This is a genomic window from Paraburkholderia sp. IW21 (genome assembly GCF_041321145.1).
In the GTDB taxonomy this organism is placed as follows: domain Bacteria; phylum Pseudomonadota; class Gammaproteobacteria; order Burkholderiales; family Burkholderiaceae; genus Paraburkholderia.
Genome location: NZ_JBGGWA010000002.1, coordinates 322,588 through 346,710, shown reverse-complemented (window position 1 = coordinate 346,710; position 24,123 = coordinate 322,588). Strand labels below are relative to the sequence as shown.

21 protein-coding genes and 1 tRNA gene are annotated in these 24,123 nt (G+C 63.0%); 16 read left to right on the top strand and 6 right to left on the bottom strand.

What is annotated here, in order from left to right; translation table 11 throughout:
* Window positions 1-42: 42 nt before the first annotated feature.
* From ACAX43_RS05430 to ACAX43_RS05410, 5 genes are all read left to right on the top strand, one after another.
* Complete coding sequence (locus ACAX43_RS05430) at window positions 43-1,242, top strand: branched-chain amino acid ABC transporter substrate-binding protein (protein WP_370707390.1); 1,200 nt, start codon at window positions 43-45, stop codon at window positions 1,240-1,242.
* Window positions 1,243-1,470: 228 nt separating this feature from the next.
* Window positions 1,471-2,421 (top strand): branched-chain amino acid ABC transporter permease, encoded by a 951-nt coding sequence (locus ACAX43_RS05425; protein ID WP_370707389.1) that lies wholly within the window; start codon window positions 1,471-1,473, stop codon window positions 2,419-2,421.
* Between the two features lie 18 nt (window positions 2,422-2,439).
* The gene (locus tag ACAX43_RS05420; protein ID WP_370707388.1) at window positions 2,440-3,609 is read left to right on the top strand and encodes an ABC transporter ATP-binding protein; all 1,170 of its coding nucleotides are present in this window, start codon (window positions 2,440-2,442) and stop codon (window positions 3,607-3,609) included.
* 106 nt (window positions 3,610-3,715) lie between these two features.
* A complete protein-coding gene (locus ACAX43_RS05415; RefSeq protein ID WP_370707387.1) occupies window positions 3,716-4,516 on the top strand; it encodes an ABC transporter ATP-binding protein in 801 nt (266 codons plus the stop codon).
* Window positions 4,516-5,232: an ABC transporter ATP-binding protein gene (locus ACAX43_RS05410; protein WP_370707386.1), complete on the top strand. Its 717-nt coding sequence runs from the start codon at window positions 4,516-4,518 to the stop codon at window positions 5,230-5,232. The genes ACAX43_RS05415 and ACAX43_RS05410 overlap by 1 nt, the downstream gene beginning before the upstream one ends.
* 170 nt (window positions 5,233-5,402) lie before the next feature.
* Here ACAX43_RS05410 and ACAX43_RS05405 read toward each other — a convergent pair whose 3' ends face one another.
* Window positions 5,403-6,587, bottom strand: coding sequence for an acetylornithine transaminase (locus tag ACAX43_RS05405; RefSeq protein WP_370707385.1), 1,185 nt, complete (start codon window positions 6,585-6,587; stop codon window positions 5,403-5,405).
* Window positions 6,588-6,971: 384 nt separating this feature from the next.
* Window positions 6,972-8,003 carry a CDP-6-deoxy-delta-3,4-glucoseen reductase gene (locus ACAX43_RS05400; RefSeq protein ID WP_370707384.1) on the bottom strand — a complete coding sequence of 344 codons (1,032 nt, stop codon included), beginning with the start codon at window positions 8,001-8,003 and terminating at the stop codon, window positions 6,972-6,974.
* 94 nt (window positions 8,004-8,097) lie between these two features.
* Here ACAX43_RS05400 and ACAX43_RS05395 point away from each other — a divergent pair, with 94 nt between their 5' ends.
* Window positions 8,098-9,114 carry an NAD-dependent epimerase/dehydratase family protein gene (locus tag ACAX43_RS05395; protein WP_370707383.1) on the top strand — a complete coding sequence of 339 codons (1,017 nt, stop codon included), beginning with the start codon at window positions 8,098-8,100 and terminating at the stop codon, window positions 9,112-9,114.
* A gap of 26 nt (window positions 9,115-9,140) precedes the next feature.
* On the opposite strand, the gene ACAX43_RS05390 is transcribed toward ACAX43_RS05395, so the two are convergent.
* On the bottom strand, window positions 9,141-9,329 hold the full coding sequence (locus ACAX43_RS05390) for a hypothetical protein (RefSeq protein ID WP_370707382.1): 189 nt from the start codon (window positions 9,327-9,329) through the stop codon (window positions 9,141-9,143).
* Between the two features lie 168 nt (window positions 9,330-9,497).
* Window positions 9,498-10,208: a 16S rRNA pseudouridine(516) synthase gene (locus ACAX43_RS05385; protein ID WP_370707381.1), complete on the bottom strand. Its 711-nt coding sequence runs from the start codon at window positions 10,206-10,208 to the stop codon at window positions 9,498-9,500.
* Between the two features lie 94 nt (window positions 10,209-10,302).
* Between ACAX43_RS05385 and ACAX43_RS05380 the strand changes: the two genes are divergently transcribed.
* The 9 genes from ACAX43_RS05380 (at window position 10,303) to ACAX43_RS05340 (ending at window position 21,201) form a co-directional block, all read left to right on the top strand.
* Window positions 10,303-11,562, top strand: a complete 1,260-nt coding sequence (locus ACAX43_RS05380) for an MFS transporter (protein ID WP_370707380.1) — start codon at window positions 10,303-10,305, stop codon at window positions 11,560-11,562.
* A gap of 151 nt (window positions 11,563-11,713) precedes the next feature.
* Entirely contained in the window at window positions 11,714-12,679 is a 966-nt protein-coding gene (locus tag ACAX43_RS05375; protein ID WP_370707379.1) for a MurR/RpiR family transcriptional regulator, read from the top strand.
* Window positions 12,676-13,668 (top strand): isoaspartyl peptidase/L-asparaginase family protein, encoded by a 993-nt coding sequence (locus ACAX43_RS05370; RefSeq protein WP_370707378.1) that lies wholly within the window; start codon window positions 12,676-12,678, stop codon window positions 13,666-13,668. The genes ACAX43_RS05375 and ACAX43_RS05370 overlap by 4 nt, the downstream gene beginning before the upstream one ends.
* Window positions 13,669-13,770: 102 nt before the next feature.
* Entirely contained in the window at window positions 13,771-15,693 is a 1,923-nt protein-coding gene (locus tag ACAX43_RS05365) for a dipeptide ABC transporter ATP-binding protein (protein WP_370707377.1), read from the top strand.
* Between the two features lie 76 nt (window positions 15,694-15,769).
* The gene (gsiB, locus tag ACAX43_RS05360; protein ID WP_370707376.1) at window positions 15,770-17,332 is read left to right on the top strand and encodes a glutathione ABC transporter substrate-binding protein GsiB; all 1,563 of its coding nucleotides are present in this window, start codon (window positions 15,770-15,772) and stop codon (window positions 17,330-17,332) included.
* Window positions 17,333-17,434: 102 nt separating this feature from the next.
* Window positions 17,435-18,355, top strand: coding sequence for a glutathione ABC transporter permease GsiC (gsiC, locus tag ACAX43_RS05355; protein WP_370707375.1), 921 nt, complete (start codon window positions 17,435-17,437; stop codon window positions 18,353-18,355).
* A 7-nt stretch (window positions 18,356-18,362) separates the two neighbouring features.
* Window positions 18,363-19,268 carry a glutathione ABC transporter permease GsiD gene (gene gsiD, locus ACAX43_RS05350; protein WP_370707374.1) on the top strand — a complete coding sequence of 302 codons (906 nt, stop codon included), beginning with the start codon at window positions 18,363-18,365 and terminating at the stop codon, window positions 19,266-19,268.
* Window positions 19,265-20,368, top strand: coding sequence for a P1 family peptidase (locus tag ACAX43_RS05345; protein ID WP_370707373.1), 1,104 nt, complete (start codon window positions 19,265-19,267; stop codon window positions 20,366-20,368). Before gsiD ends, ACAX43_RS05345 begins: the two co-directional genes overlap by 4 nt.
* Window positions 20,368-21,201, top strand: a complete 834-nt coding sequence (locus ACAX43_RS05340) for a M55 family metallopeptidase (RefSeq protein WP_370707372.1) — start codon at window positions 20,368-20,370, stop codon at window positions 21,199-21,201. The genes ACAX43_RS05345 and ACAX43_RS05340 overlap by 1 nt, the downstream gene beginning before the upstream one ends.
* 113 nt (window positions 21,202-21,314) lie before the next feature.
* On the opposite strand, the gene ACAX43_RS05335 is transcribed toward ACAX43_RS05340, so the two are convergent.
* Entirely contained in the window at window positions 21,315-22,286 is a 972-nt protein-coding gene (locus tag ACAX43_RS05335) for an alpha/beta fold hydrolase (protein WP_370707371.1), read from the bottom strand.
* 214 nt (window positions 22,287-22,500) lie between these two features.
* On the opposite strand from ACAX43_RS05335, the gene ACAX43_RS05330 reads away from it, so the two are divergent.
* A complete protein-coding gene (locus ACAX43_RS05330) occupies window positions 22,501-23,886 on the top strand; it encodes an amino acid permease (protein WP_370707732.1) in 1,386 nt (461 codons plus the stop codon).
* A 150-nt stretch (window positions 23,887-24,036) separates the two neighbouring features.
* On the opposite strand, the gene ACAX43_RS05325 is transcribed toward ACAX43_RS05330, so the two are convergent.
* Window positions 24,037-24,121 (bottom strand) — tRNA-Leu (locus ACAX43_RS05325).
* Window positions 24,122-24,123: the final 2 nt, after the last annotated feature.

The window sequence follows — 24,123 nt, the reverse complement described above, 5'->3', positions numbered from 1 at the left end:
GTCCCGAACAACGGATTTTGCAAGGCGCAGGAGACCTACTTAATGCGAGTCAAATTTGCTTACGCCGTGTCCATCGTGACCGCGGTTGCGATGTTGACCGCTTGCGGCAAGAAACAGGAAAGCGAGGCGGGAGCCGGTGCCTCGGCTGTCACGGCGGCCGCGGCCCCGGCGAGCGAAGCGACGGTCGTGAAGATCGGTCATGCTGCCCCGTTGACGGGTGGCATTGCGCACCTCGGGAAAGACAATGAAAACGGGGCGCGCCTGGCGGTCGAGGAAATCAACGCGCAGGGTTTGACCATCGACGGTCACAAGATCCAGTTGCAGCTCGACGCGCAAGACGACGCGGCAGACCCGAAAACAGGTACGGCGGTCGCCGAAAGGTTCGTCGACGATCACGTCGTCGCCGTGGTAGGGCACCTGAATTCGGGCGTCTCGATCCCTGCGTCGAAGATCTATAGCGATGCCGGCATTGTGCAGATCTCGCCGTCGTCGACGAATCCCGGCTATACGCAGCAAGGTTTCAAGACGACTTATCGGGTAGTCGCGACCGATGCGCAGCAGGGGCCGGCGCTTGCCAACTACGCAACGAAAGTGCTCGGCGCGAAACGCATCGCGATCGTGGACGACTCAACCGTCTACGGCAAGGGACTGGCCGACGAGTTCGCGAAGACGGTACAGGCGAGCGGGGCGAAGATCGTCGCGCGCGAAGCCACGAATGACAGGGCTACGGAGTTTCAAGCCGTCCTTAAGAAGATCAGGAGTGTTCAGCCGGACGTGATCATGTTCGGCGGCATGGACGCGACGGGCGGGCCGTTTACCAAACAGGCGGCGGCGCTCGGTATCAGGGCAAAAATCCTTGGCGGCGACGGCGTGTGTACCGACAAGGTGGGTGAGCTGGCGGGAACCGCCGTGCAAAACCTGGTCTGTTCGGAGGCGGGACTCGCGCTTTCGAAAATGGACAAGGGAGCGGACTTCGAAAAGAAGTACGTCGACCGCTTCCACACGCCGGTGCAGATTTACGCGCCGTTCACGTATGACGCTGTGTACGTGATTGTCGATGCAATGAAGCGCGCTAATTCGATCGAGGCGCCCAAGGTGCTGGCTGCGATGCCGTCCACCGATTACAACGGGGTAATCGGCCACATCGCGTTCGACGACAAGGGTGATTTGAAAGAGAGCGCCATTACGCTTTACAACTTCAAGGACGGCAAAAAAGCGGTCCTCGACGTCGTGAAGATGTGATGACGAGACGTTCAGCCTGACGGCACCGAAACCACCCAACGGTGCCGTTTTTGCATCCGCCATCGGCAAGTGAGCGACTGCATCCCAGTCGTAGGCGAACCGGGTAGCGGATAACCCTTACCGGTCTTTTACATCAGTACCCGCAGTGCCGTTGAGATTCCGTACCGCATCACCGCCCACCGGCTGATGAAGAACGCGAATCCAGTCGCACGGGCTAAGGAGCATTAAATGGATATCTTCATCCAGCAGGTCCTCAACGGGCTGGTGCTTGGCAGCGTCTACGCCATCATCGCACTGGGCTATACGATGGTTTACGGCATCCTGGGCATCATCAACTTCGCTCACGGCGATGTGTTGATGGTGGGCGCGATGGTTGCGCTCTCAGCCATAGGCGTGCTGCAGAACCACTTCCCCGGTCTCGGCAATGTGCCGACGCTCTGTATCGCGTTGATCATCGCGGCCGTGGTCTGCGCCGTGGTCGGTTACACGATCGAGCGCGTGGCCTACCGGCCGTTGCGTAAGGCGCCGCGTCTCGCGCCGCTGATCACCGCGATCGGTGTGTCGATCTTGCTGCAAACCCTTGCGATGATGATCTGGTCGCGCAACCCGCTGCCGTTCCCGCAGCTGTTGCCCACTGACCCGATCAACGTGATCAAGGCCACGGATACGACGCCAGGCGCTGTGATCTCGATGACCGAAATCGTGATCATCGTGGTGGCGTTCCTCGTGATGGGCGGTCTGCTGCTGCTGGTTCACAAGACCAAGCTCGGCCGCGCGATGCGTGCGATCGCCGAGAACCCGGGTGTCGCGAGCCTGATGGGCGTGAACCCGAACTTCGTGATTTCGGCGACCTTCATGATCGGCTCGGCGCTGGCCGCCTTGGCCGGCGTGATGATCGCGTCCGAATACGGCAACGCACACTTTTATATGGGCTTCATTCCTGGCCTGAAAGCCTTTACCGCGGCGGTGCTGGGCGGGATCGGCAATCTCGGCGGGGCGATGGTGGGCGGCGTGCTGCTCGGCCTGATCGAACAGTTGGGTGCAGGCTATATCGGCAACCTGACCGGTGGTGTGTTCGGCAGTAACTACCAGGACGTGTTCGCTTTCATCGTGCTGATCATCGTGCTGGTGTTCCGTCCGTCGGGGCTGCTCGGCGAACGTGTTGCGGATCGCGCCTGATCCCGGGAGAAAATAGACATGACCTCAATTCAACCGATCGAGCCGTCCACGACGCTCATCCCTGAAAAGAACCTGACGAAGACGCTGACCGTCGGCATCATCACCGCGATCTTCGTGATCGCGGCGCCGATGATCATCGGCGCGGCCGGCGGCAACTACTGGGTCCGCGTGCTCGACTTCGCGATGCTGTACGTGATGCTCGCGCTGGGCCTGAACGTGGTGGTCGGCTTTGCCGGCCTGCTGGACCTGGGCTACATCGCGTTCTACGCAATCGGCGCCTACGTCGCGGCTCTGCTGTCTTCGCCGCACCTGACCTCGCAGTTCGCGTGGATCGCGCATCTGTTCCCGAACGGCCTGCATGCGCCGATCTGGGTCATCGTGCCGGTCGCGATGGCGCTCGCCGCGACCTTTGGCGTCCTGCTCGGCGCGCCGACGTTGCGTCTGCGTGGCGACTACCTCGCGATCGTGACCCTGGGCTTCGGGGAAATCGTGCGGATCTTCATGAACAACCTCGACCGCCCGGTGAACATCACCAACGGTCCGAAGGGGATCACGGGGATCGATCCGGTGTCGGTGGGCGGCTTCAGCCTCGCGCAGACTCACACGCTGTTCGGCTTCCAGTTCCCATCGGTGTACTCGTACTACTACCTGTTCGTGCTGTGCGCGCTGTTCGTGATCTGGACCTGTACGCGTTTGCAGCACTCGCGTATCGGCCGTGCATGGGCTGCGATCCGCGAAGACGAAATCGCCGCCAAGGCAATGGGCATCAACACCCGTAACGTGAAACTGCTGGCCTTCGCGATGGGCGCGTCGTTCGGCGGCCTGTCGGGCGCGATGTTCGGTTCATTCCAGGGCTTCGTGTCGCCGGAATCGTTCACGTTCTGGGAATCGGTCGTGGTGCTGGCGTGCGTGGTGCTCGGCGGGATGGGCCACATCCCGGGCGTGATTCTCGGTGCGGTGCTGCTCGCCGTGTTCCCGGAATTCCTGCGCTCGACGATGGGTCCGCTGCAGAACGCGATCTTCGGCCATGAAATCGTCGATACCGAAGTGATCCGTCAGTTGCTGTACGGCCTCGCGATGGTCGTGATCATGCTGTACCGCTCGGAAGGCTTGTGGCCGTCGCCGAAGCACGAAGACAAGATTGCGAAACTGGCGAAGCGCGCTGGCAAGAAGCCGGTGCGCGCCTGAGGCCATGGGACCCGAGTAAGTGCTTTGCATGGGACCAGAGTAAGCGCTAAAGCGCCAACTCTGGTCGACAGCTAAAGCGCTAACTCGGGTCGACAGGAGAAATCATATGAGCGATAACGTGAACAACAGTGTGGGCAGCGATCAGATCCGCCTGTCGGTGAAGGGCGTGAACAAGCGCTTCGGCGGCTTGCAGGCTCTCTCCGAAGTCGGTCTGCAGATCAAGTCGGGCCAGATTTACGGCCTGATCGGTCCGAACGGCGCCGGCAAGACGACCTTCTTCAACGTGATCACGGGTCTGTACACGCCGGATTCGGGCGAGTTCAAGCTCGACGGCACGGAATACACGCCGACCGCCGTCTACCAGGTGGCGAAGGCGGGTATTGCCCGTACGTTCCAGAACATTCGTCTGTTCGGCGGCATGACCGCGCTGGAAAACGTGATGGTCGGGCGCCACGTGCGCACCAAGCATGGTCTGTTGGGCGCGGTATTCCAGACGCCGTCCGAGCGTAAGGAAGAGCGCGAGATCAAGGAGCGCGCGGTCGAACTGCTGGAGTACGTCGGCATTGCGCAGTATGCGGACTACACGTCGCGCAACCTGTCGTACGGTCACCAGCGCCGTCTGGAAATCGCCCGTGCCTTGGCGACCGACCCGAAGCTGCTCGCGCTGGACGAACCGGCTGCCGGCATGAACGCAACGGAAAAGGTCGAGCTGACCAAGTTGCTGGACAAGATCCGCAGCGACGGCAAGACGATCCTGCTGATCGAGCACGACGTGAAACTCGTGATGGGTCTGTGCAACCAGATGACGGTGCTCGACTACGGCAAGGTGATTGCGCAAGGTCTGCCGTCAGACGTGCAGAAGGATCCGAAGGTGATCGAAGCTTATCTGGGTGCGGGGGTCCACTAATGGCAACGGCAATGTTGAAAATCAAGGGCCTGCAGGTCAATTACGGCGGCATCCAGGCAGTCAAGGGTATCGACCTCGAAGTCGCGCAGGGCGAGCTCGTCACGCTGATCGGCGCGAACGGCGCGGGCAAGACCACGACGATGAAGACGATCACGGGTCTGAAGCCGTACGCGGCAGGCGACATCGAGTACATGGGCCAGTCGATCAAGGGCATCCCGGCGCACGAGTTGCTCAAGCGCGGTCTCGCGATGGTGCCGGAAGGCCGCGGCATTTTCTCGCGCATGTCGATTATCGAGAACATGCAGATGGGCGCTTATCTGCGTGACGACACGGATGGCATCAAGAAGGACGTCGATCGCATGTTCGGCTTCTTCCCGCGCCTGAAGGAACGGGCGACGCAATACGCGGGCACGTTGTCGGGCGGCGAACAGCAGATGCTGGCGATGGCGCGCGCGATCATCAGCAAGCCGAAGCTGTTGTTGCTGGATGAGCCGTCGATGGGTCTGTCGCCGATCATGGTCGAGAAGATCTTCGAAGTGGTGCGGGCGATCTCGGGCGAGGGCATGACCGTGTTGCTGGTCGAGCAGAATGCGCGTCTCGCGTTGCAGGCGGCGAACCGCGGCTACGTGATGGACTCGGGTCTGGTCACGATGTCCGGCGACGCGAAGCAGATGCTCGATGATCCGAAGGTGCGGGCGGCTTACCTGGGCGAATGAGTGGGTGAATAACCCAGACTCAGTTTGCTTTAGTGCGTAAAAAAGGCAGCATGCGTATCCCGCATGCTGCCTTTTTCTATTCAAACGGCTGCCTGCGTCGCGGTGTCGCTCGCGTCGAAGCGGCGGATCGATAACGTTGCAGTCGTCGTCATACGCGCTGTCCTGCCGGATTACAGCGTGTCGAGAATCGAACGCAGCATCGCCATCATCTGGTCGATTTCTTCGTTCGTGACATTCAGCGCCGGCATGAAGCGCAGCAGGTTCGGACGCGCGGCGTTCAGCAGCAGGCCGTCGGGCTGCATCACACGAGCCTTCTCGACGATCTGGTTGCCGATGTCCTTGCCGAGCAGCAGCGCGCGCAGCAGACCTTCACCCCGTTCGCCCTCGAAGCCGCGTTCTTCCGACAACTCCAGCAACCTGGCGCGCAGATACTCGCCGCGTGCGCGCACGCCCTCGAGGAAGCCCGGCGCGGTCAGTTGCGAGATCACCGAGTAGCCCACCGCGGTCATCAGCGGATTGCCGTTGTACGTGCCGCCCTGATCGCCCGGTTCGAACACGGCGATTTCCGCTTTCGAGAGCAGCGCCGCGAGCGGTACGCCGCCGCCGATGCCCTTGCCGAGTGTCATGATGTCCGGCTCGATGCCCGACAGCTCATACGCGAACAATGTGCCGGCGCGGCCGCAGCCGCTCTGCACTTCGTCGACGATCAGGAGCAGGTTGTGCTGTTTGGTCAGCGCGCGCAGTTGCTGCATGAATTCGCGCGTGGCCGGAATCACGCCGCCTTCGCCCTGGATCGGTTCGAGCATCACCGCGACCGTCTTCGCGTTGATGAGCTTTTCAACCGACGCGATGTCGTTCAGGTCCGCCTTCGGAAAGCCCGGCACTTGCGGTGCGTAGATGGTGTCCCAACCCGGCTTGCCGCTTGCCGACATGGTGGCGAGCGTGCGGCCGTGGAAGCTGTGATCGAACGTGATGATTTCGAACGCGCCGTCCTTGAACTTCTTGCCCCACTTGCGCGCGAGTTTGATCGCGCCTTCGTTGGCTTCGGCGCCGCTGTTCGCGAAGAATACCTTGTCGAAGCAGCTGTGCTGCGTGAGCAGGCCGGCGAGTTGTGCCATCGGGCCGTTGTAGAACGCCGGCGACGGATTGAGCAGCAGTTGAGCCTGCTTGTTCAGCGCTTCGATCATGCCGTCGTTGCAATGGCCGAGGCTGTTGACCGCCCAGCCCTGGATGAAGTCCAGATATCGCTTGCCGGTGTTGTCGTAGAGCCACGAGCCCTTGCCGTGCGTGAAAACGACTTCGGGCCGGTTCGTGATGTACATCAGCGACTCGATCGGATACTCATTGAAATTCATGACGGCAGGCTCCAGACAGCAGGGTGAAGGGTTAATGAACGGTCGGCCAAACAGGAAACAGGGGTCGGGGAAAAACAAAAAAGCAAACAAAAAAGCCACGGCATGCCGTGGCTTTCATGATTCGAACTGCTTGCGCCTTTGTGCGGCGCGAATCCGTGACGAAGCCAGCGGCGTCCCTAAGGGAGCGGCGAGCGGCGACGTCGGAGTTCGGACTGGATGCGGTTCATGCGCGAAAGAATACGACAAGGAAAGCGCCGGTGTAAACCATGAATTTGCACGGATTCGCGCCAAGGCGGATTTTTGTGCATCCGCCTTGGCGCTGACACGTCGCTGCAGACGGCCCCGATCGATGTTCCGATCGGGCCGTTTATTGCTGAAATTCCCTCAAACCGCGTTCGCCAGATCCGCCGCGCTTGTGAAGGAATCCGCGTAGAACTCGTCTTCCGGCAGCCCATGATGCTGGGTGAAATCGCGTTGCGCCGACTCGACCATGACCGGCGCGCCGCACGCGTACACCTGGTACGGCGACAGATTTGGCAGGTCCTCGATTACCGCGCGATGCACGAAGCCGACGCGACCCGTCCACGCGTCGCCCGCGTCCGGTTCCGACAGCACCGGCACGAACTTGAAGTTCGGAATCTCGCGAGCCCATTGCTCGGCCAGATCGAGCAGGTACAGGTCCTTCTTGCGGCGCGCGCCCCAATAGAGCGTCATCGGGCGGTTCAGGTTCTTGAACACCGCGTGCTCAATGATCGCCTTCAGCGGTGCGAAGCCGGTGCCCGAGGCCAGCAGCACGATCGGCTTGTCCGAATCTTCGCGCAGGAAGAACGTGCCGAGCGGCGCTTCGAAGCGCAGGATGTCGCGCTCTTTCATTGTGTTGAACACGTGATCGGTGAAAGCGCCGCCGGGCATGTGACGGAGGTGCAATTCGATCGGGCCTTCCGCGTGCGGCGGGTTCGCCATCGAATAGCTGCGGCGCTTGCCGTCCTTCAGAATGAATTCGAGGTATTGGCCGGCCAGATATTGCAGACGTTCGTTGGCGGGCAATTGCAGCTTCAGTACCACGACGTCGTCGGCCTTGCGCTCGATCGCGTTCACACGGCATGGCAGCTTCTTGACCTGTACGTCGCCAACACCGGCTACTTCGCGGATATCCACTTCGAGATCGGAGCACGCCGTCGCGCAGCAGAAGAGCGCCATGCCGCGCGTCTTTTCGTCGTTCGACAATGCGGAGGACGAATGCTGACGCTGTTCGATCTGACCGCTGACCACGGTGCCTTTGCACGAACCGCAGGCGCCGTTCTTGCAGCCGTACGGGAGGCCGATGCCCTGGCGCAAGGCGGCGGTGAGGACCGGTTCGTCCTGTTCTACCTGGAACTGCCGGCCGCTTTGCCGGAGCGTGACGTTAAATGCCATAGAGTGTTCGAAATCGAAAAGTCGGTAATCGTTATCGGACCCGCGGTATCACTGTGCGGTACCTGCCGCGCTTGACGGCTACAATGCGTCCACCATGAAAGCGACACGAAATTTCCGCCGGCCGCGCGTGTTGATCGTAGGTTGCGGCGACGTCGGCATGCGCTGCGTGCCTCTGTTGCTGCCACGCGCGCATGTCTTCGCGCTCACCAGTCACGCCGGGCGCAGCGCCGAATTGCGCGCCGCTGGCGTCACGCCGCTGGTCGGCGACCTCGACGCGCGCCGCAGCCTGAAACGGCTTGCAGGCCTCGCGCCGACGGTACTGCATCTCGCGCCGCCGCAAAAGAACGGCGATGACGACCGCCGCACCCGTGCCTTGCTCGCTACTCTGAGCGCGCGCCGCACTCGGGCGTTGCGTGCCGCACGCGGCGCGGTGGCGCCGGTGGGGCGGCTGCGCCGCGTTCGTGCCTCGTGGGCGGAATCTGAAGCAGCCGATATTGTACCCGACAGGGTGCGGCGGACTGCCGGTTCACACGCGCCTGTGAGGCTGGTTTACGCAAGCACGACGGGCGTCTACGGCGATTGCGGCGGCGCGTGGATCGACGAGACACGCGCGCCGCAGCCGTCCAATGCACGCGCCAAACGCCGCGTCTCGGCCGAGCGGCAATTGCGGCGAACGACCGCCCGCGGCGCGGTCACCGCAAGCATTGCGCGGATTCCGGGCATCTACGCGGGCAATCGTCTGCCGCTCGCGCGGCTTGAAAAGCGCACGCCGGCCTTGATCGATGCTGACGACGTCTACACCAACCACATCCACGCCGACGACCTCGCCGCGATTCTCGTGCGTCTCGCCACGCATGGGCGGCCGGGGCGCGTGATTCACGCGTCCGACGATACGTCGCTGAAAATGGGCGAATACTTCGATGTGGTAGCCGATGCGTTCGGACTTGAGCACGCGCCTCGCATCGCACGCGCGCAAGCAGAGCGGCAGATCGAGCCGACCTTGCTGTCCTTCATGCGTGAATCGAGGCGGCTTGTGAACCGGCGCCTCAAAGAGGAATTGCGCGTGCGCTTGCGGTATCCGAGCGTGGAGGATTTTTTGCGCGAGATGTGAAATTGGAAACGCGCCGCCTCGCCGGCTCAAGTTAGCGCCGGCAACGCCTCCAGCAGGAGGAAACACAGCATCGCGCCAATCAGTGCGCCGATCAGGTTCGGATGATATTTATGCCGCAGCCGCATCGTGACCAGCAGTCCGCCGACCAGGACCACCCCGAGGCACACGAAAGCAATCATCAGGTGCGAGATTTCGATGGTGTGGTGGATGACCATGGCGCCCCTCCTTGAACTCTTTGTAGTCTTTGTTTAATCGAGTATAGGGCGCGTCGTAAGGAAGAGCATGCTGCGCCGCAGCGTGCAATGGAGCATCCCGCAGGGCTTGTGTGCGGGCGGCCACATGGTTCTCCCGATGCATCAAGGCTTTAAAAGGGCCCTACCGGTTTACCCGCTCCGTAAAGATCCGAGGTCGGTTTCGTCGAGCCACTGCCATGCGCCAACGGCCAGCGTGGCGGGCAACGCGAGTCCGCCGATCCGCTCGCGATGCAGCGCTTCGCAACGGTTGCCGGCCGCTGCGATCATCCGTTTGACCTGGTGATATTTGCCCTCCATGACGGTGAGTGCCAGCGTGCGCTCACCGCGCGCCTGTGCGTCGACGGCGACGATCGGCTTGGGTTCGCCGTGCAACAAGACACCGTCGCGCAGGGCGCTCAGTTGCGTGTCGTCGAGAGGATGGCGCGTGGTCGCGATGTACAGCTTCGGCACTTTGCGTTTCGGCGACGTGAACATGTGGACGAACTTGCCGTCGTCGGAGAGCAGCAGGAGGCCGGTTGTGTCCTGATCGAGGCGGCCCACGCATTGCACGCCGCGCTCGGCGAATTGCGGCGGTAGCAGGCTGAACACGCTCAGATGATGCTGCGGGTCGCGCGAACATTCGTAGCCGGCGGGCTTGTTCAGCAGCAGATAGGCGCGTTCGCGATATGGCCAGACGGCTCCGTCCACGCTGAAGCAGAAGGTGTCGTCGTCGGTTGGGAAATCGGTGTCGGCATCGATGCACACCGCGCCGCCGATGCTCACGCGGCCGTCGCCGACCAATGCCCGGCATTGGCGGCGCGAGCCGAAACCTTGGGTGAAGAGGATGCTTTCGAGATTCATGGCGAGCGAAGAATAACACCGCAAGAAGCGGAGCGCCGCGCAGCGCCGAAGCGGCCACGATGGTCTCCCCACGTCCCATCGCAGGAGCTCATCGATGCATGCCACGTCCTCTTCGTCGTCTTCATCCACGATCCGTCTGCCCGCCGCATTCCGGCGGCTCGCATGGTCGAATCTGGTCGCGCAATCCGCCGAGCAGGTCAGTCTCGCCGCCGCACCGCTCGTCGCGGTGTTTGCGCTCGGCGCCAATGCGCGCGACACGGGTCTGCTGCAAACCGCACAGACACTGCCATTCCTGTTGCTGTCGATTCCGCTCGGCGTCTGGGCCGACCGCCGCTCGCGCCGCACGTTGATGACGCTGGCCGAAAGCGTGCGCGTGGTCGCGATGCTGTGCGTGCTGCTGCTTGTGACGACGCACACGCTGAGCTTGCCGCTTCTCGCCGCGCTCGGCTTCATTGCCGCGACCGGCACGGTGGCCTACAACGTCGCGGCGCCTTCCCTGGTGCCTTCGCTCGTGCCGCGGGAGGCCTATGCCAACGCGAATGGCCGGCTCGAACTGGCGCGCAGCGTCGCGTATTCGGCGGGGCCGGCGCTCGGCGGATTGCTGGTCGGCTGGATCGGCGCCGGGTGGGCGTATGGCTGCGCGGCTGCACTGTCGGCGCTGGCCGTCGCGTTGCTCGCGGGGCTGCGCGAACCGCCGCGAGCGGCTGCGCCCCAGCGTCACTTTCTGCTGGAACTGCGCGACGGCACGCGCTTCGTGCTGCATGACACGCTGCTGCGCCCGATGCTCGCCACTGCGGTTTTCTTCAATCTAGGCTTCTTTGTGCTGCAGGCGGTGTATGTGCCGTACGCCGTGCATCGGTTGGGACTGAGCGCTTCGATGGTCGGTGTGACGCTCGGCGCTTACGGCATCGGCATGGTGTGCGGCGCGCTCGCCGCGCCGGCCATCGCGCGGCGTCTCGCGTTCGGGCGCGTGCTGACCATCGGCCCCTCGTGCGGTTTGCTCGCCTCGCTCGTCATGGTGGCGACGATCTTCGAGCCGTCGTTCTGGTTGGCGATGCTGAGCTTCTTCCTGCTCGGCGCCGGACCGATCCTGTGGGTGGTCGGCTCGACCACGCTGCGTCAGGCGATTACATCCGAACGGATGATGGGCCGCGTGTCCGCGCTCAACAACACCGCGACCTATGGCGCGCGGCCGGTGGGCGCATTGCTTGGCGCGGCGATCAGCGCGCGCTGGGGCATGGAGGCGTGCCTCATCGCGGCGGCCGCGGCCTTCCTGGTACAGGCGCTGATCATCGTCATGTCGCCCGCGGCCCGACTTGCGGACATTCCAGAGGGCGCAGCGATCGCTCAATGAAAACCCTCGAAAATGAAAATGAATTTTTTTCTGCGAGATTTCCATGTAAATATACTTTCATTCATTTTGATTGCGCCCCGAAGGAAGTCCTCTTTGGGGGCGCCCCGCAGGAAGTCCCCTTGCGGAACAGTCGGCAGGACCACTCGCTCGCATGATTCATCACTCGTCTGTTGCTTCCAACCCCGCCGAGCAGGCCATTGCCGCGCGTATCGCCGCAGCGATGCCGACCCTCACGCCTATCCATCGGCGCATGGGCGACTACGTACTGGCGAATCTGTTCCGCGCGGCGACCATGCGAATCGACGAACTGGCGAGCGTGGTTGGCGCGTCGGTGGCGACGGCGAATCGCTTCGCTCGCGCGCTCGGCTTCGACGGCTATCCGCAGTTTCGCGAAGCGCTCGTACGGGGCTTCGAAGCGACGCTTGCGCCAGTCGAACGGCTGCGTAGCGCGCAGGAATCACTCGCACCCGGCGACACGCTGATCGACGCTTCGCTCGAACAGGCGGCCGCCAATCTGCATTCCACTCGCACGGCCATCGACAGCGCCGCCGCCGAAGCCGCGGTCGAAGCTATTCTCGCCGCGCGTCGCGTGTTCGTACTCGGCGCGGGCTCGAGTGCATTTCTTGCCGGTCTGATGGAACACGGTCTGATGCCGTATCACGACAATGTGCAGTCGCTCGCCTTGATCGGCGGGCCGTCGCACGCGGCACGCCGTCTGTTCAATTCGGATGAAGGTGATCTCGTCGTCGGCATCGCATTCCCGCGCTATGTCGAGGACACCATTGAACTCGCCCGGCGCGCGGCAAGCCGCGGCGCGCGCGTGCTCGCACTGACCGACAGCCCGCGTTCGCCGCTCGCGCAGTTCGCCGACCTGGCGCTTTATATCCGTTCGGAACGGCGGCTCGCGGCCAATGCGGATTCCGCCGTGCTGGCCGTGATCGAAGCACTCTGCGACGCCGTTGCGTATCGCGCGAAACGCTCGGTGAAAGCCGCCGCCGAGGTCACCGAATTCGTGCTGCCGTGGCTCACCGATCCGCAAGCCGCACGCGTTGACACACGTGAGCAGCCTGCGCGCTCTTCAACCCGCAGTCCCCGCACTACCAAAACAAAACGATGAACTCCAACGCAGTCATTGCTATTCACGGCGGGGCAGGCACGATCCTGCGCGCGTCGATGTCGGCCAGCGCCGAAGCCGAATACCACGCTACCTTGCATGCGGTGCTGAGCGCGGGCCAGCGCGTACTCGCCGACGGCGGCAGTGCGCTCGACGCCGTCAGCGAAGCCGTGCGTCTGCTCGAAGACTGCCCGCTCTTCAACGCGGGCCGTGGCGCGGTCTACACGGCGGCCGGCACGCATGAACTCGACGCGGCCATCATGGACGGCAGCACGCTCGACGCCGGCGCGATCTGCTGCGTGAAACGCGTGCGCAATCCGATTCTGGCGGCGCGCCGCGTCCTTGAGCGCAGCGAACATGTGTTGTTCACGGGCGAAGGCGCGGAAGCCTTCGCGGCCGCGCAAGGACTCGAATGTGTCGAGCCCGAGTATTTCCATACCGACGCGCGTTATCGCCAGTGGCAACTCGCGGTCGGTCAGCAGCGCGCGATGCTCGATCATGACGGCGCGACGCTGGCCGCCGCGCCGTCGTCGAACGGCGACGATCCCACGCCGCACGAACCGATCGATCCGAATCGCAAGTTCGGCACTGTGGGCGCGGTCGCACTCGATCAGCACGGCCACGTGGCGGCCGCCACCTCGACGGGCGGCGTCACCAACAAGCAGGTCGGCCGGGTCGGCGATACGCCGTTGATCGGCGCGGGCTGCTATGCGGACGACGCAACCTGCGCGGTGTCGACCACCGGCTCCGGCGAAATGTTCATGCGCATGGTCGCGGCATACGACGTCGCGGCCCAAATGGCATACCGCAACGTCTCGCTGGAAGAAGCGGCCTACGACGTGGTCATGAACCGCCTGCCGAAGATCGACGGACGCGGCGGTCTGGTCGCCGTCGATGCGCGCGGCAACGTCACGCTGCCATTTAATACCGAGGGCATGTATCGCGGTTTCGCGCGTATCGGCGAGGCGCCGGTGACGGCGATCTACCGCTAGCGCCGTCTTCTCCGCGGCATGACTTGAAGCATCGTTTTTGCCACCTGTTTTTGCCACCCGCTTTTGCCACTGTTTGCCGCGTTCGAATTCAAAGGAACCATCGTGCCGACTTCATCGCACATAGCCCGCCCGCTTATCGAAACCTTGCCGCCGCAACGCGTGCTCGCGGTCGACGATCTGTCGGTCGTGTTTCGCAGCGGCGAGAAGACCTTCCACGCGGTGCGCAACCTCTCCCTGACGGTCGAGCGCGGTGAGACGCTGGCGATCGTCGGCGAATCCGGTTCGGGCAAATCGGTGACCTCGCTTGCGTTGATGCGGCTGATCGAGCACGGCGGGGGGCGCCTTGCCGGCGGCAGCATCGCCTTCCGGCGCCGCGACGGCAGCGTGCTCGACCTTGCGAAAGCATCGTCCGGCACGATGCGTTCGATTCGCGGCGCCGACATCGCGATGATCTTTCAGGAGCCGATGACATCCCTCAACCCGGTGTTCACGGTCGGTGATCAGATCAGCGAAGCGATCGCCCTGCATCAAGGCAAGAGCCGGTCTGCCGCGCACGCCGAAACGCTGCGCCTGCTTGAACTCGTGCGCATTCCGGAAGCGCGCCGCGTGGCCGCGCGGTTTCCGCATCAACTGTCGGGTGGCATGCGCCAACGCGTGATGATCGCGATGGCGCTGTCGTGCAAGCCCGCGCTGCTGATCGCCGATGAGCCGACCACCGCGCTCGACGTGACGATCCAGGCGCAGATTCTGCAACTGATTCGCGGCTTGCAGGACGAGATGAACATGGGCGTGATCTTCATCACGCACGATATGGGTGTCGTCGCCGAAGTGGCCGATCGCGTGCTGGTGATGTATCGCGGCGAGAAGGTGGAAGAGGGCGCTTCGGATACGCTGTTTGCCGCGCCTTCGCATCCTTATACGAAAGCGCTGCTTGCCGCGGTGCCGCGCCTCGGCGCCATGCAAGGCACCGATCAGCCTGCCAAATTTCCGATTCTGACCGTCGAGCAAGCGACGCTCACCGGCACCGACGAACCCGCTCGTCCCGCAGCCGCTGTAGCGGCGGAAACACAACCGCTGATCCACGAAAGCACGCCGCCGATTCTGCGCGTGCGCGATCTGATCACGCGCTTTCCGGTCAGGAGCGGTGTGTTCGGCCGCGTGACGGGCCGCGTGCATGCGGTCGAGAAAGTCAGCTTCGATCTGCGTCCGGGCGAAACGCTTGCGCTGGTCGGCGAGTCGGGTTGCGGCAAATCGACGACGGGCCGTTCATTGCTGCGCCTCGTGGAAAGCCAGAGCGGCTCGATCGAATTCGGCGGCAAGGAAATCAGCGCCCTCACAGGCCCGGCGTTGCAAGCGCTGCGCCGCGATATTCAGTTTATTTTCCAGGACCCGTTCGCTTCCCTGAATCCGCGTTTGACGGTCGGCTTCTCGATCATGGAGCCGCTGCTCGTGCATGGCGTCGCTCAAGGCGCGCAAGCGCAAGCGCGGGTTGCGTGGCTGCTCGAAAAGGTCGGCTTGCCGCCCGAAGCGGCGCGCCGCTATCCACACGAATTTTCCGGTGGGCAGCGGCAACGTATCGCGATTGCTCGCGCGCTGGCATTGAATCCGAAAGTCGTGATCGCCGACGAATCCGTCTCCGCGCTGGACGTCTCCGTGCAGGCGCAGATCGTCAACCTGATGCTCGATCTGCAGCGCGAACTCGGTGTTGCCTATCTGTTCATTTCGCACGATATGGCGGTGGTGGAGCGCGTCAGTCATCGCGTCGCAGTGATGTATCTCGGCCAGATCGTCGAGATCGGTCCGCGCCGCGCGGTCTTTGAAGCGCCGCAGCATCCGTACACGAAGAAGCTGATGGGGGCGGTGCCGGTCGCCGATCCGGCACGCCGTCACGCGAAACGGATGCTGGCCGCCGATGAAATCCCCAGCCCGATCCGCGCATTGAACGACGAGCCGATCGTGGCGCCGCTGATTGCAGTCGGTCCGGATCACTTCGTCGCCCAGCATCGGGTCGGCGGCGCTTATTGACCCACCCGCAAGCACTTGCGAATTCTTATCCGCCTCACATCAACCTGTTTCATTTCGCAGCCTGGAGCTTACTCTCATGAACCTGCTGGTCCCGTCTTCTCCGTTTCGTTTGCGCGCGCTGATTAGCGGCGGCGCGGTGGTGTTCGCGATGCTCGCGGGCAATCTGGCGCATGCCGAAACCACGGCCGTGATGGCCGTCGCGTCGACCTTCACGACGCTCGATCCGTACGACGCCAACGACACGCTCTCGCAAGCCGTCGCCAAGTCGTTCTATCAAGGCCTGTTCGGCTTCGACAAGGACATGAAGCTGGTCAACGTGCTGGCCGACAGCTACCAGGCGAGCCCGGATGCGCGCGTCTACACGTTCAAGCTGCGCCACGGCGTGAAGTTCCAGGACGGCACCGACTTCAACGCCGCCGCGGTGAAAGCGAATTTCGACCGCGTGACCGATCCGGCGAACAAGCTTAAGCGCTACAACATGTTCAACCGCATCGAAAAGACCGAAGTGGTCGATCCGTACACGGTGAAGATCACGCTGAAGGCGCCGTTCTCCGCATTCGTCAACGTGCTGGCGCATCCGTCGGCCGTGATGATTTCGCCGGACGCGCTGAAGAAGTACGGCAAGGACATCGCCTTCCATCCGGTCGGAACGGGCCCGTTCGAACTGGTGAAGTGGGACCCCACGGGCGACCTGACGGTGAAAAAGTTCGCCGGCTACTGGAAGAAGGGCTACCCGAAAATCGATGCGATCGACTGGAAGCCCGTGGTGGACAACAACACGCGTGCGGCGTTGATACGCACCGGCGAAGCAGACTTCGCGTTCCAGGTGCCGTTCGAGCAGGCCGCGCAGTTGAAGTCGAGCCCGAAGGTCGATCTGATCGCCTCGCCGTCGATCATCCAGCGCTATATCAGCCTGAACGTAAACCAGAAGCCGTTCGACAATCCGAAGGTGCGTGAAGCGCTGAACTACGCGGTCAACAAGGACGCGCTGTCGAAGGTGGTGTTCGCCGGTTATGCGACACCGGCTGACGGCGTGGTGCCGCAAGGCGTCGATTACGCGGTGAAGCTCGGTCCGTGGCCGTACGATCCGGCGAAGGCGCGTGCACTGTTGAAGGAAGCGGGTTATCCGAACGGTTTCGAAACGACACTGTGGTCCGCGTATAACTACTCGACCGCGCAGAAGGTGATCCAGTTCGTCCAGCAGCAACTGGCGCAGGTCGGCATCAAGGCGCAGGTCGAGGCGCTCGAAGCGGGCCAACGCGTGGCCAAGGTGGAAAGCGCGCAGGACCCGGCGACCGCGCCGGTGCGCATGTATTACGCAGGCTGGTCGTCGTCGACGGGTGAAGCGGACTGGGCGATCACGCCGCTGCTCGACTCGGTCTCGTTCCCGCCGAAGATGGTCAACACCGCGTACTACAAGAACGACACGGTCGACAGCGATCTGAAACAGGCGCTCGAAACCACCGACCGCACGCAGAAGGCAGCGCTTTACACGGATGCGCAAAAGCGCATCTGGGCCGACGCGCCGTGGATTTTCCTCGTCAAGGAAAAGGTCGTGTATGCGCGCAGCAAGCGTTTGTCGGGCGCGTATGTCGCGCCGGACGGCTCGTTCAATTTCGACGAGATCGCGATCAAGTGATGAGTTGACCGTTCGGCGCGGCGTGTTCCCTAAGCGCACGCCGGCTGAATGGTCGGCTTCTCACGATTCTTCGTTGCCCGCATCATTGCCGGATTGGGTTTCATGCTGACTTTCCTCGTCAAACGTCTCTTTGGCCTGCTGCCGACGCTCTTCATCGTCGCCGTGCTGGTTTTCCTGTTCGTGCATCTGTTGCCGGGTGATCCGGCGCGCCTCGCCGCCGGTCCCGAAGCGGACGAAGCGACCGTCGCCCTGGTGCGCGCCGATCTCGGCCTCGACAAGCCGATGCCCCAGCAATTCGCCAACTTCTTCGTGAAGATCGCGCATGGCGACTTCGGCACATCCACGCGCAGCAAGCGGCCGGTGAGTCAGGAAATCGGCGAGCGTTTCATGCCGACGCTGCTGCTCACGCTCGCCAGCATGGTGTGGGCGGTGGTGCTCGGCATGGGCATCGGCATCGTCTCGGCGGTGTGGCGCAATCGCTGGCCGGACCGGCTCGGCATGACGCTCGCGGTGTCGGGCATTTCGTTTCCCGCCTTCGCGCTCGGCATGCTGCTGATGGAGGTTTTTTCGGTGAAGCTCGGCTGGCTGCCGATCGTCGGCGACGGGTCGTGGAAGAGCTACGTGCTGCCGTCGCTTACGCTGGGTGCGGCGGTCGCGGCTGTGATGGCGCGCTTCACGCGCGCTTCGTTCGTCGAGGTGATGAACGAGGATTTCGTACGCACCGCACGCGCCAAGGGCGTGCCTGAGCGGCTCGTGATCGTCAAACACTGCCTGCGCAACGCGATGATTCCCGTGGTCACGATGATGGGTCTGCAATTCGGCTTTCTGCTGGGCGGCTCGATCGTGGTCGAAGTGGTGTTCAACTGGCCGGGCCTCGGACGCCTGCTGGTGGATGCCGTGGCGATGCGCGACTATCCGGTGATTCAGGCCGAAGTGCTGTTGTTCTCGCTCGAATTCATCATCATCAACCTGGTTGTGGACGTGCTGTATGCCGTCATCAACCCGACCATCCGTTTCAAGTGAGGCCCGCATGAGCACGACAGCCACCGAGGCGAATGCGGCCAGAACCGCTCAAGCAGAAAGCGCGATCCGCACCCCGTGGAGCGAGTTCTGGCGCAAATTCCGTAAGCAGCACGTGGCGCTCGCCGCCGGCATCTTCGTGCTGCTGTTGATCGCGGTCGCCATCGCCGCGCCGCATATCGTGCCGTACGACCCGGAGAATTTCTTCGACTACGACGCGTTGAACGCGGGGCCCTCGGCTGCGCACTGGTTCGGCGTCGATTCGCTGGGCCGCGATATTTTCAGCCGCATTCTGGCGGGGTCGCGCATTTCGCTCGAGGCCGGGTTTCTTTCGGTGGCGATCGGCGCGGTGATCGGCACGTTCTTCGGCTTACTGGCCGGTTACTACGAAGGCTGGTGGGACCGTATCACCATGCGTATCGCCGACGTGCTGTTCGCCTTCCCCGGCATTCTGCTGGCGATCGGCGTGGTCGCGATTCTCGGCAACGGCATGATCAATGTGATCTGCGCGGTGGCGATTTTCAGCATTCCCGCGTTTGCGCGACTCGTGCGCGGCAATACGCTGATGCTCAAGCAACTCACGTATATCGAAGCGGCACGCAGCATCGGCGCATCGGACTGGACCATCATCGTGAGGCATATTTTGCCGGGGACAATTTCGTCGATAGTCGTGTACTTCACGATGCGGATCGGTACGTCGATCATCACGGCGGCGAGTTTGTCGTTCCTCGGACTCGGCGCGCAACCGCCGATGCCGGAGTGGGGCGCGATGCTCAACGAAGCGCGCGCCGATATGGTCACCGCGCCACATATCGCGCTGTTTCCGAGCCTGGCGATTTTCCTCACCGTGTTGGCGTTCAACCTGCTCGGCGACGGTCTGCGTGACGCGCTTGATCCGAAGCTCGATCGGTCATGAGTTTTTCAGAACCTCAAAGCGCACCGTATATCGGCGTATTGCCGAGCGGCCCGCGTGGGACTCTCGCCGACGTGCAAGGCGTGGCAGTCGGTCATTGCACGCTGGATGAAGGCGCCGTGCAAACCGGCGTCACCGTGATTCATCCGCACCGTGGCGATCCGTTTCTCGACAAGGTGCCTGCCGCGGTGTCGGTGGTCAACGGCTTCGGTAAAAGCATCGGGCTCCTGCAGATCGAGGAACTCGGCGTGCTGGAGACGCCGATTGCGTTGACCAATACCTTTGGCGTCGGCGCCATCGCTCAAGCGCAGATTCGCGCGGCGATCAAAGCGAATCCGCAAATCGGCCGCGAATGGCCGACGGTGAATCCGTTGGTGTTCGAGTGCAATGACGGATACCTGAACGATATTCAGGCGCTCGTTATCGACGAACAGCACTATGAAGAGGCTTGCGACGCGGCGAGCGCCGAGGTCGCAAGCGGTTCAGTCGGGGCGGGGCGCGGCATGTCCTGCTTCGATCTGAAGGGCGGGATCGGCAATGCATCGCGCGTGGTCGATATAGCGGGGCAGACCTATACGGTCGGCGCGTTAGTGCTGGCGAATTTTGGCCGCCTGCCGATGCTGACGATCGACGGCGCGCCACTTGGCCGCGAGTTGGCCAAACGTGCAGCCAACGTTGTTGCGGCGAGTTCGACGGCCTCGACGATCACAGCGACCGCCTCGCCGCCCGAGCAAGGCTCGATCATCATGATCGTCGCGACCAATGCGCCGCTCGATGCCCGCCAACTCAAGCGTCTCTCGTTGCGCGCCGCGGCCGGTCTCGCACGAACCGGCTCGGTGTACGGGCACGGCAGTGGCGATATCGCGTTGGCGTTCTCAACGGCCTACACCGTGCGGCACGATGCAGCGTTCGTCACGCTGCCGCCCTTGCTCGCCGATGCCCGCCTCGATCCGATATTCCGTGCCTGCGCGGACAGCGTCGAGCACGCGATCGTCGATGCATTATGGAGCGCCACATCTGTCACAGGCCGCGACGGCCATCGACGTTTATCGCTGCACGACAGCGCGCCCGACCTCGCTCAACTCCTCAAGCAATCTTCCTGATGAAAGTCCTGATTTCCGCCGACATCGAAGGCGTGGCCGGTGTATTCCATCCCGAGCAAACGCGCGCGGGCAATGGCGAATACGAAGCCGCGCGCCGCTGGATGACGCTCGAAGCCAACGCCGCGATCGAAGGCGCATTCGCCGGGGGCGCCACGCAGGTATGGGTCAACGATTCGCACGGCGGTTTCCGCAATCTGCTCCCCGATCTGCTCGACGCACGCGCCCAGGTGGTGCTCGGCAAACCGCGCACGCTCGGCATGATGGCCGGGCTCGAGTACGGCGCGGCGCTGGTGTTCATGATCGGCTATCACGCGAAGTCGCAGACGCGCGGCGTCCTCGCGCATACGATCAACAGCTTCGCGTTTGCGCGGGTTTCGCTGAACGGTGTCGAAGTCGGCGAGGCAGGGTTGTACGGAGCGCTGGCGGAAGAATATGGCGCACAGGTAGCGCTTTTATCCGGCGACGACGTATTCGCGGAAGAAACCGCACCGCGTTTTCCCGGCGCGCGTTTTGTCGTCACCAAGCGGGCGACGGGTCATGCGAGCGGTGTCACGCAAACCCCGGCAAGCGCTCGCGATGCGATCGCCAATGCCGCCCGCGAAGTGGTGCGACAACACATCGACAATGGTCATGCGCCGCAAGCTTCACGCGCTGAAGCGAAGGTCGTCGAATGCGAATTGCGTGTGCAAACTACCGCGCTCGCCGATCTGTTCTGCCAATGGCCGACGCTCACGCGCATCGACGCCGTCACGTTGCGCTTTGGCGCGGCATCCGCCGAACATGCGGTGCGCATGCTGAACTGCCTGTCGGCGATGTCGTTCATGCTGCGCTAGCCGATACGCGACTGCCTGCACTGCACACACAGCCGTTTGATCTCGCTTACGTTCCGCCAGTAGTCTGCCCACGCGGATTCAATTGGGTTCGCTTGCAGGAAGCCGGCTACTGCTTACTGCTGCCGGCTCAATTCTCGCGCGGCACGATCGATCACGTCGGCGACCGCGCCCGCGTGCGACACCGGTACGAGATGGCTCGATGAGATCGGCACGATCTTCGCGCCCATCCGGTTGGCCATGAACTGTTCGACCTCGGGCGACACCGCGCGGTCCCGCGTCGTCACGATGTACCACGACGGCTTTTCTCTCCACGCCACCTGGCTCACCGTTTCGCTGAACGCCTTCGCGGCGATCGGTTGTTGCGCGGCGGAGAGCACGCGCGTCAGATTTTCGGGCACGTCCGCGGCGAAGTCGGCGTGATATTTGGTGCGGTCTAGCCAAAGGAAGCCGGACGGGTCCGCGGTCATGGCTTGGCCTGCCGGCATCGGCGCCGCGCGCTTCATCAGATCCAGCGCCGATTCATGCAGATCCGGCGCAATCGCCGCCACATAGACGAGGCCGGCGACGTTCGGGGCATTCGCACCCGCTTCGGTGATCACCACGCCGCCCCATGAATGACCCACCAGGATGGTCGGGCCATCCTGGCGCGCGAGGACGCGGCGGGTGGCGGCGACGTCGTCGGCGAGAGACGTGAGCGGGTTCTGCACCGAACTGACGTGATAGCCCTTCTGCTGCAACTTCGCGACGACACCGTTCCAGCTCGACCCGTCGACGAAAGCGCCGTGAACGAGCACGACGTTGCGCACGGGGCCGGTCATCGGGGTGGCGGGTGGCGCGTGGGCGGTTGCCTTTGGCGCAGCGGGTGCAACGGGCGTGGGGACGGTGGCCGCCGGTTTGGCGGGCGCAGTGGCCGGCGCCGCTGGTGGCGGGGCCGGCGCTTCTGGCGCGCTCGTCGAATCCATGTCGGGCGCGTTGGCCGGTTCGGCGGCGGGTTCTGCCATGGGTGCCGCGGTTTGCGCAAGCGCGCTGGCTCCGGCGAAGCAGAGACACAAAGCAGCGGCGCAAAGCAGACGTTTGGGCGACATGTTGAATCTCCGGAGGCTGAAACCTCGACTAGGGCAACATACAGAAGCACCACGCTAGTGACAATCACTATCCTCGTCGTTAGGTGCGGCGCAGAACCAAGCGCGGGTTGCTCCCAGTATGTAGGTAATATCGGCCACGGTAAAATTTCAGGTTTTGCCAGGCCGGACCATAAGTCCGACCGGGTGATCGATATCCATACACTGGAGCGCAATGTTGAATAGTGCACAGCAGCAAGACGGCCTGAAGCGCGGGCTTAAGAATCGCCATATCCAACTGATCGCGCTGGGCGGGGCGATCGGCACCGGCTTGTTTCTCGGCTCCGCCAGCGTGTTGAAGGCAGCCGGGCCGTCCATGATTCTCGGCTACGCGATCGGCGGCATCATCGCCTTCATGATCATGCGGCAGTTGGGCGAAATGGTCGCGCAGGAACCGGTTGCCGGTTCGTTTAGCCACTTCGCGTACAAGTACTGGGGCGACTTTCCCGGTTTTCTGTCCGGCTGGAACTACTGGGTGCTATACGTGCTCGTGAGCATGGCCGAGCTGACCGCGGTAGGCACCTATGTCCATTACTGGTGGCCAGGCGTGCCGACCTGGGTATCGGCGCTGGTGTGCTTCGCCGTCATCAACGCGATCAATCTCGCCAATGTCAAAGCCTATGGCGAAACCGAATTCTGGTTTGCGATCATCAAGGTGGTGGCGGTGATCGGCATGATCCTGTTCGGCGGCTATCTGCTGATCAGCGGCCATGGCGGCCCGCAAGCCTCGATCACCAATCTTTGGGCCGATGGCGGCTTTTTCCCGCATGGTTTTCATGGCCTGTTCATGATGCTCGCGGTCATCATGTTCTCCTTCGGCGGATTGGAGTTGATCGGCATTACGGCAGCTGAAGCCGACGATCCGCAGAAGAGCATTCCGAAGGCCGTGAATCAGGTGATCTACCGGATTCTGATTTTCTACATCTGCTCGCTGGCGGTGCTGCTTTCGTTGTATCCGTGGAATCAGGTAGCGGCCGGCGGCAGCCCGTTCGTGATGATTTTCTCGCAGATCGGTTCGACGCTGACCGCGAACGTGCTCAACGTGGTGGTGCTGACCGCGGCGCTCTCGGTCTACAACAGCGGCGTGTATGCGAATAGCCGCATGCTCTACGGTCTCGCGGAACAGGGCAATGCACCGCGTGCGCTGATGAAGGTCGACCGGCGCGGCGTGCCGTATATGGCGATCGGGTTGTCGGCGCTCGCCACGTTCACCTGCGTGATCGTCAATTATCTGATTCCTGCGGAAGCGCTTGGCTTGCTGATGGCGTTAGTCGTTGCCGCGCTGGTGCTGAACTGGGCGCTGATCAGCCTGACGCATCTGAAGTCGCGCAAGGCGATGGTGGCGGCAGGCGAGACGCTCGTGTTCAAGTCGTTCTGGTTCCCGGTCAGCAACTGGATCTGCCTCGCCTTCATGGCGCTGATCCTCGTGATTCTCGCGATGACGCCGGGCTTGTCGGTCTCGGTGTGGCTCGTGCCTGCGTGGCTGGTGGTGATGTGGGGCGGCTATGTGTTCAAGCGCCGGCGCGCGGCGATGCATAGCGGCGTGCGGGTGGCAGGGCGGTAGCGCTTGCAGATGGCGTGGGCGGCGGGTTTCGCGCTCACGCCGCTCACGCCGTTTGCGCATGTTGAGCAGGTCAGAAACAACAAACCCCGCAAGCAGCATGTGCTGGCGGGGTTCGAGGAAAAGCTGAAACGGCAGGTCAATCGAATTCTTTGGTGCCCAGGGCCGGAATCGAACCGGCACGCCTTGCGGCGGGGGATTTTGAGTCCCCTGCGTCTACCAATTTCACCACCTGGGCAG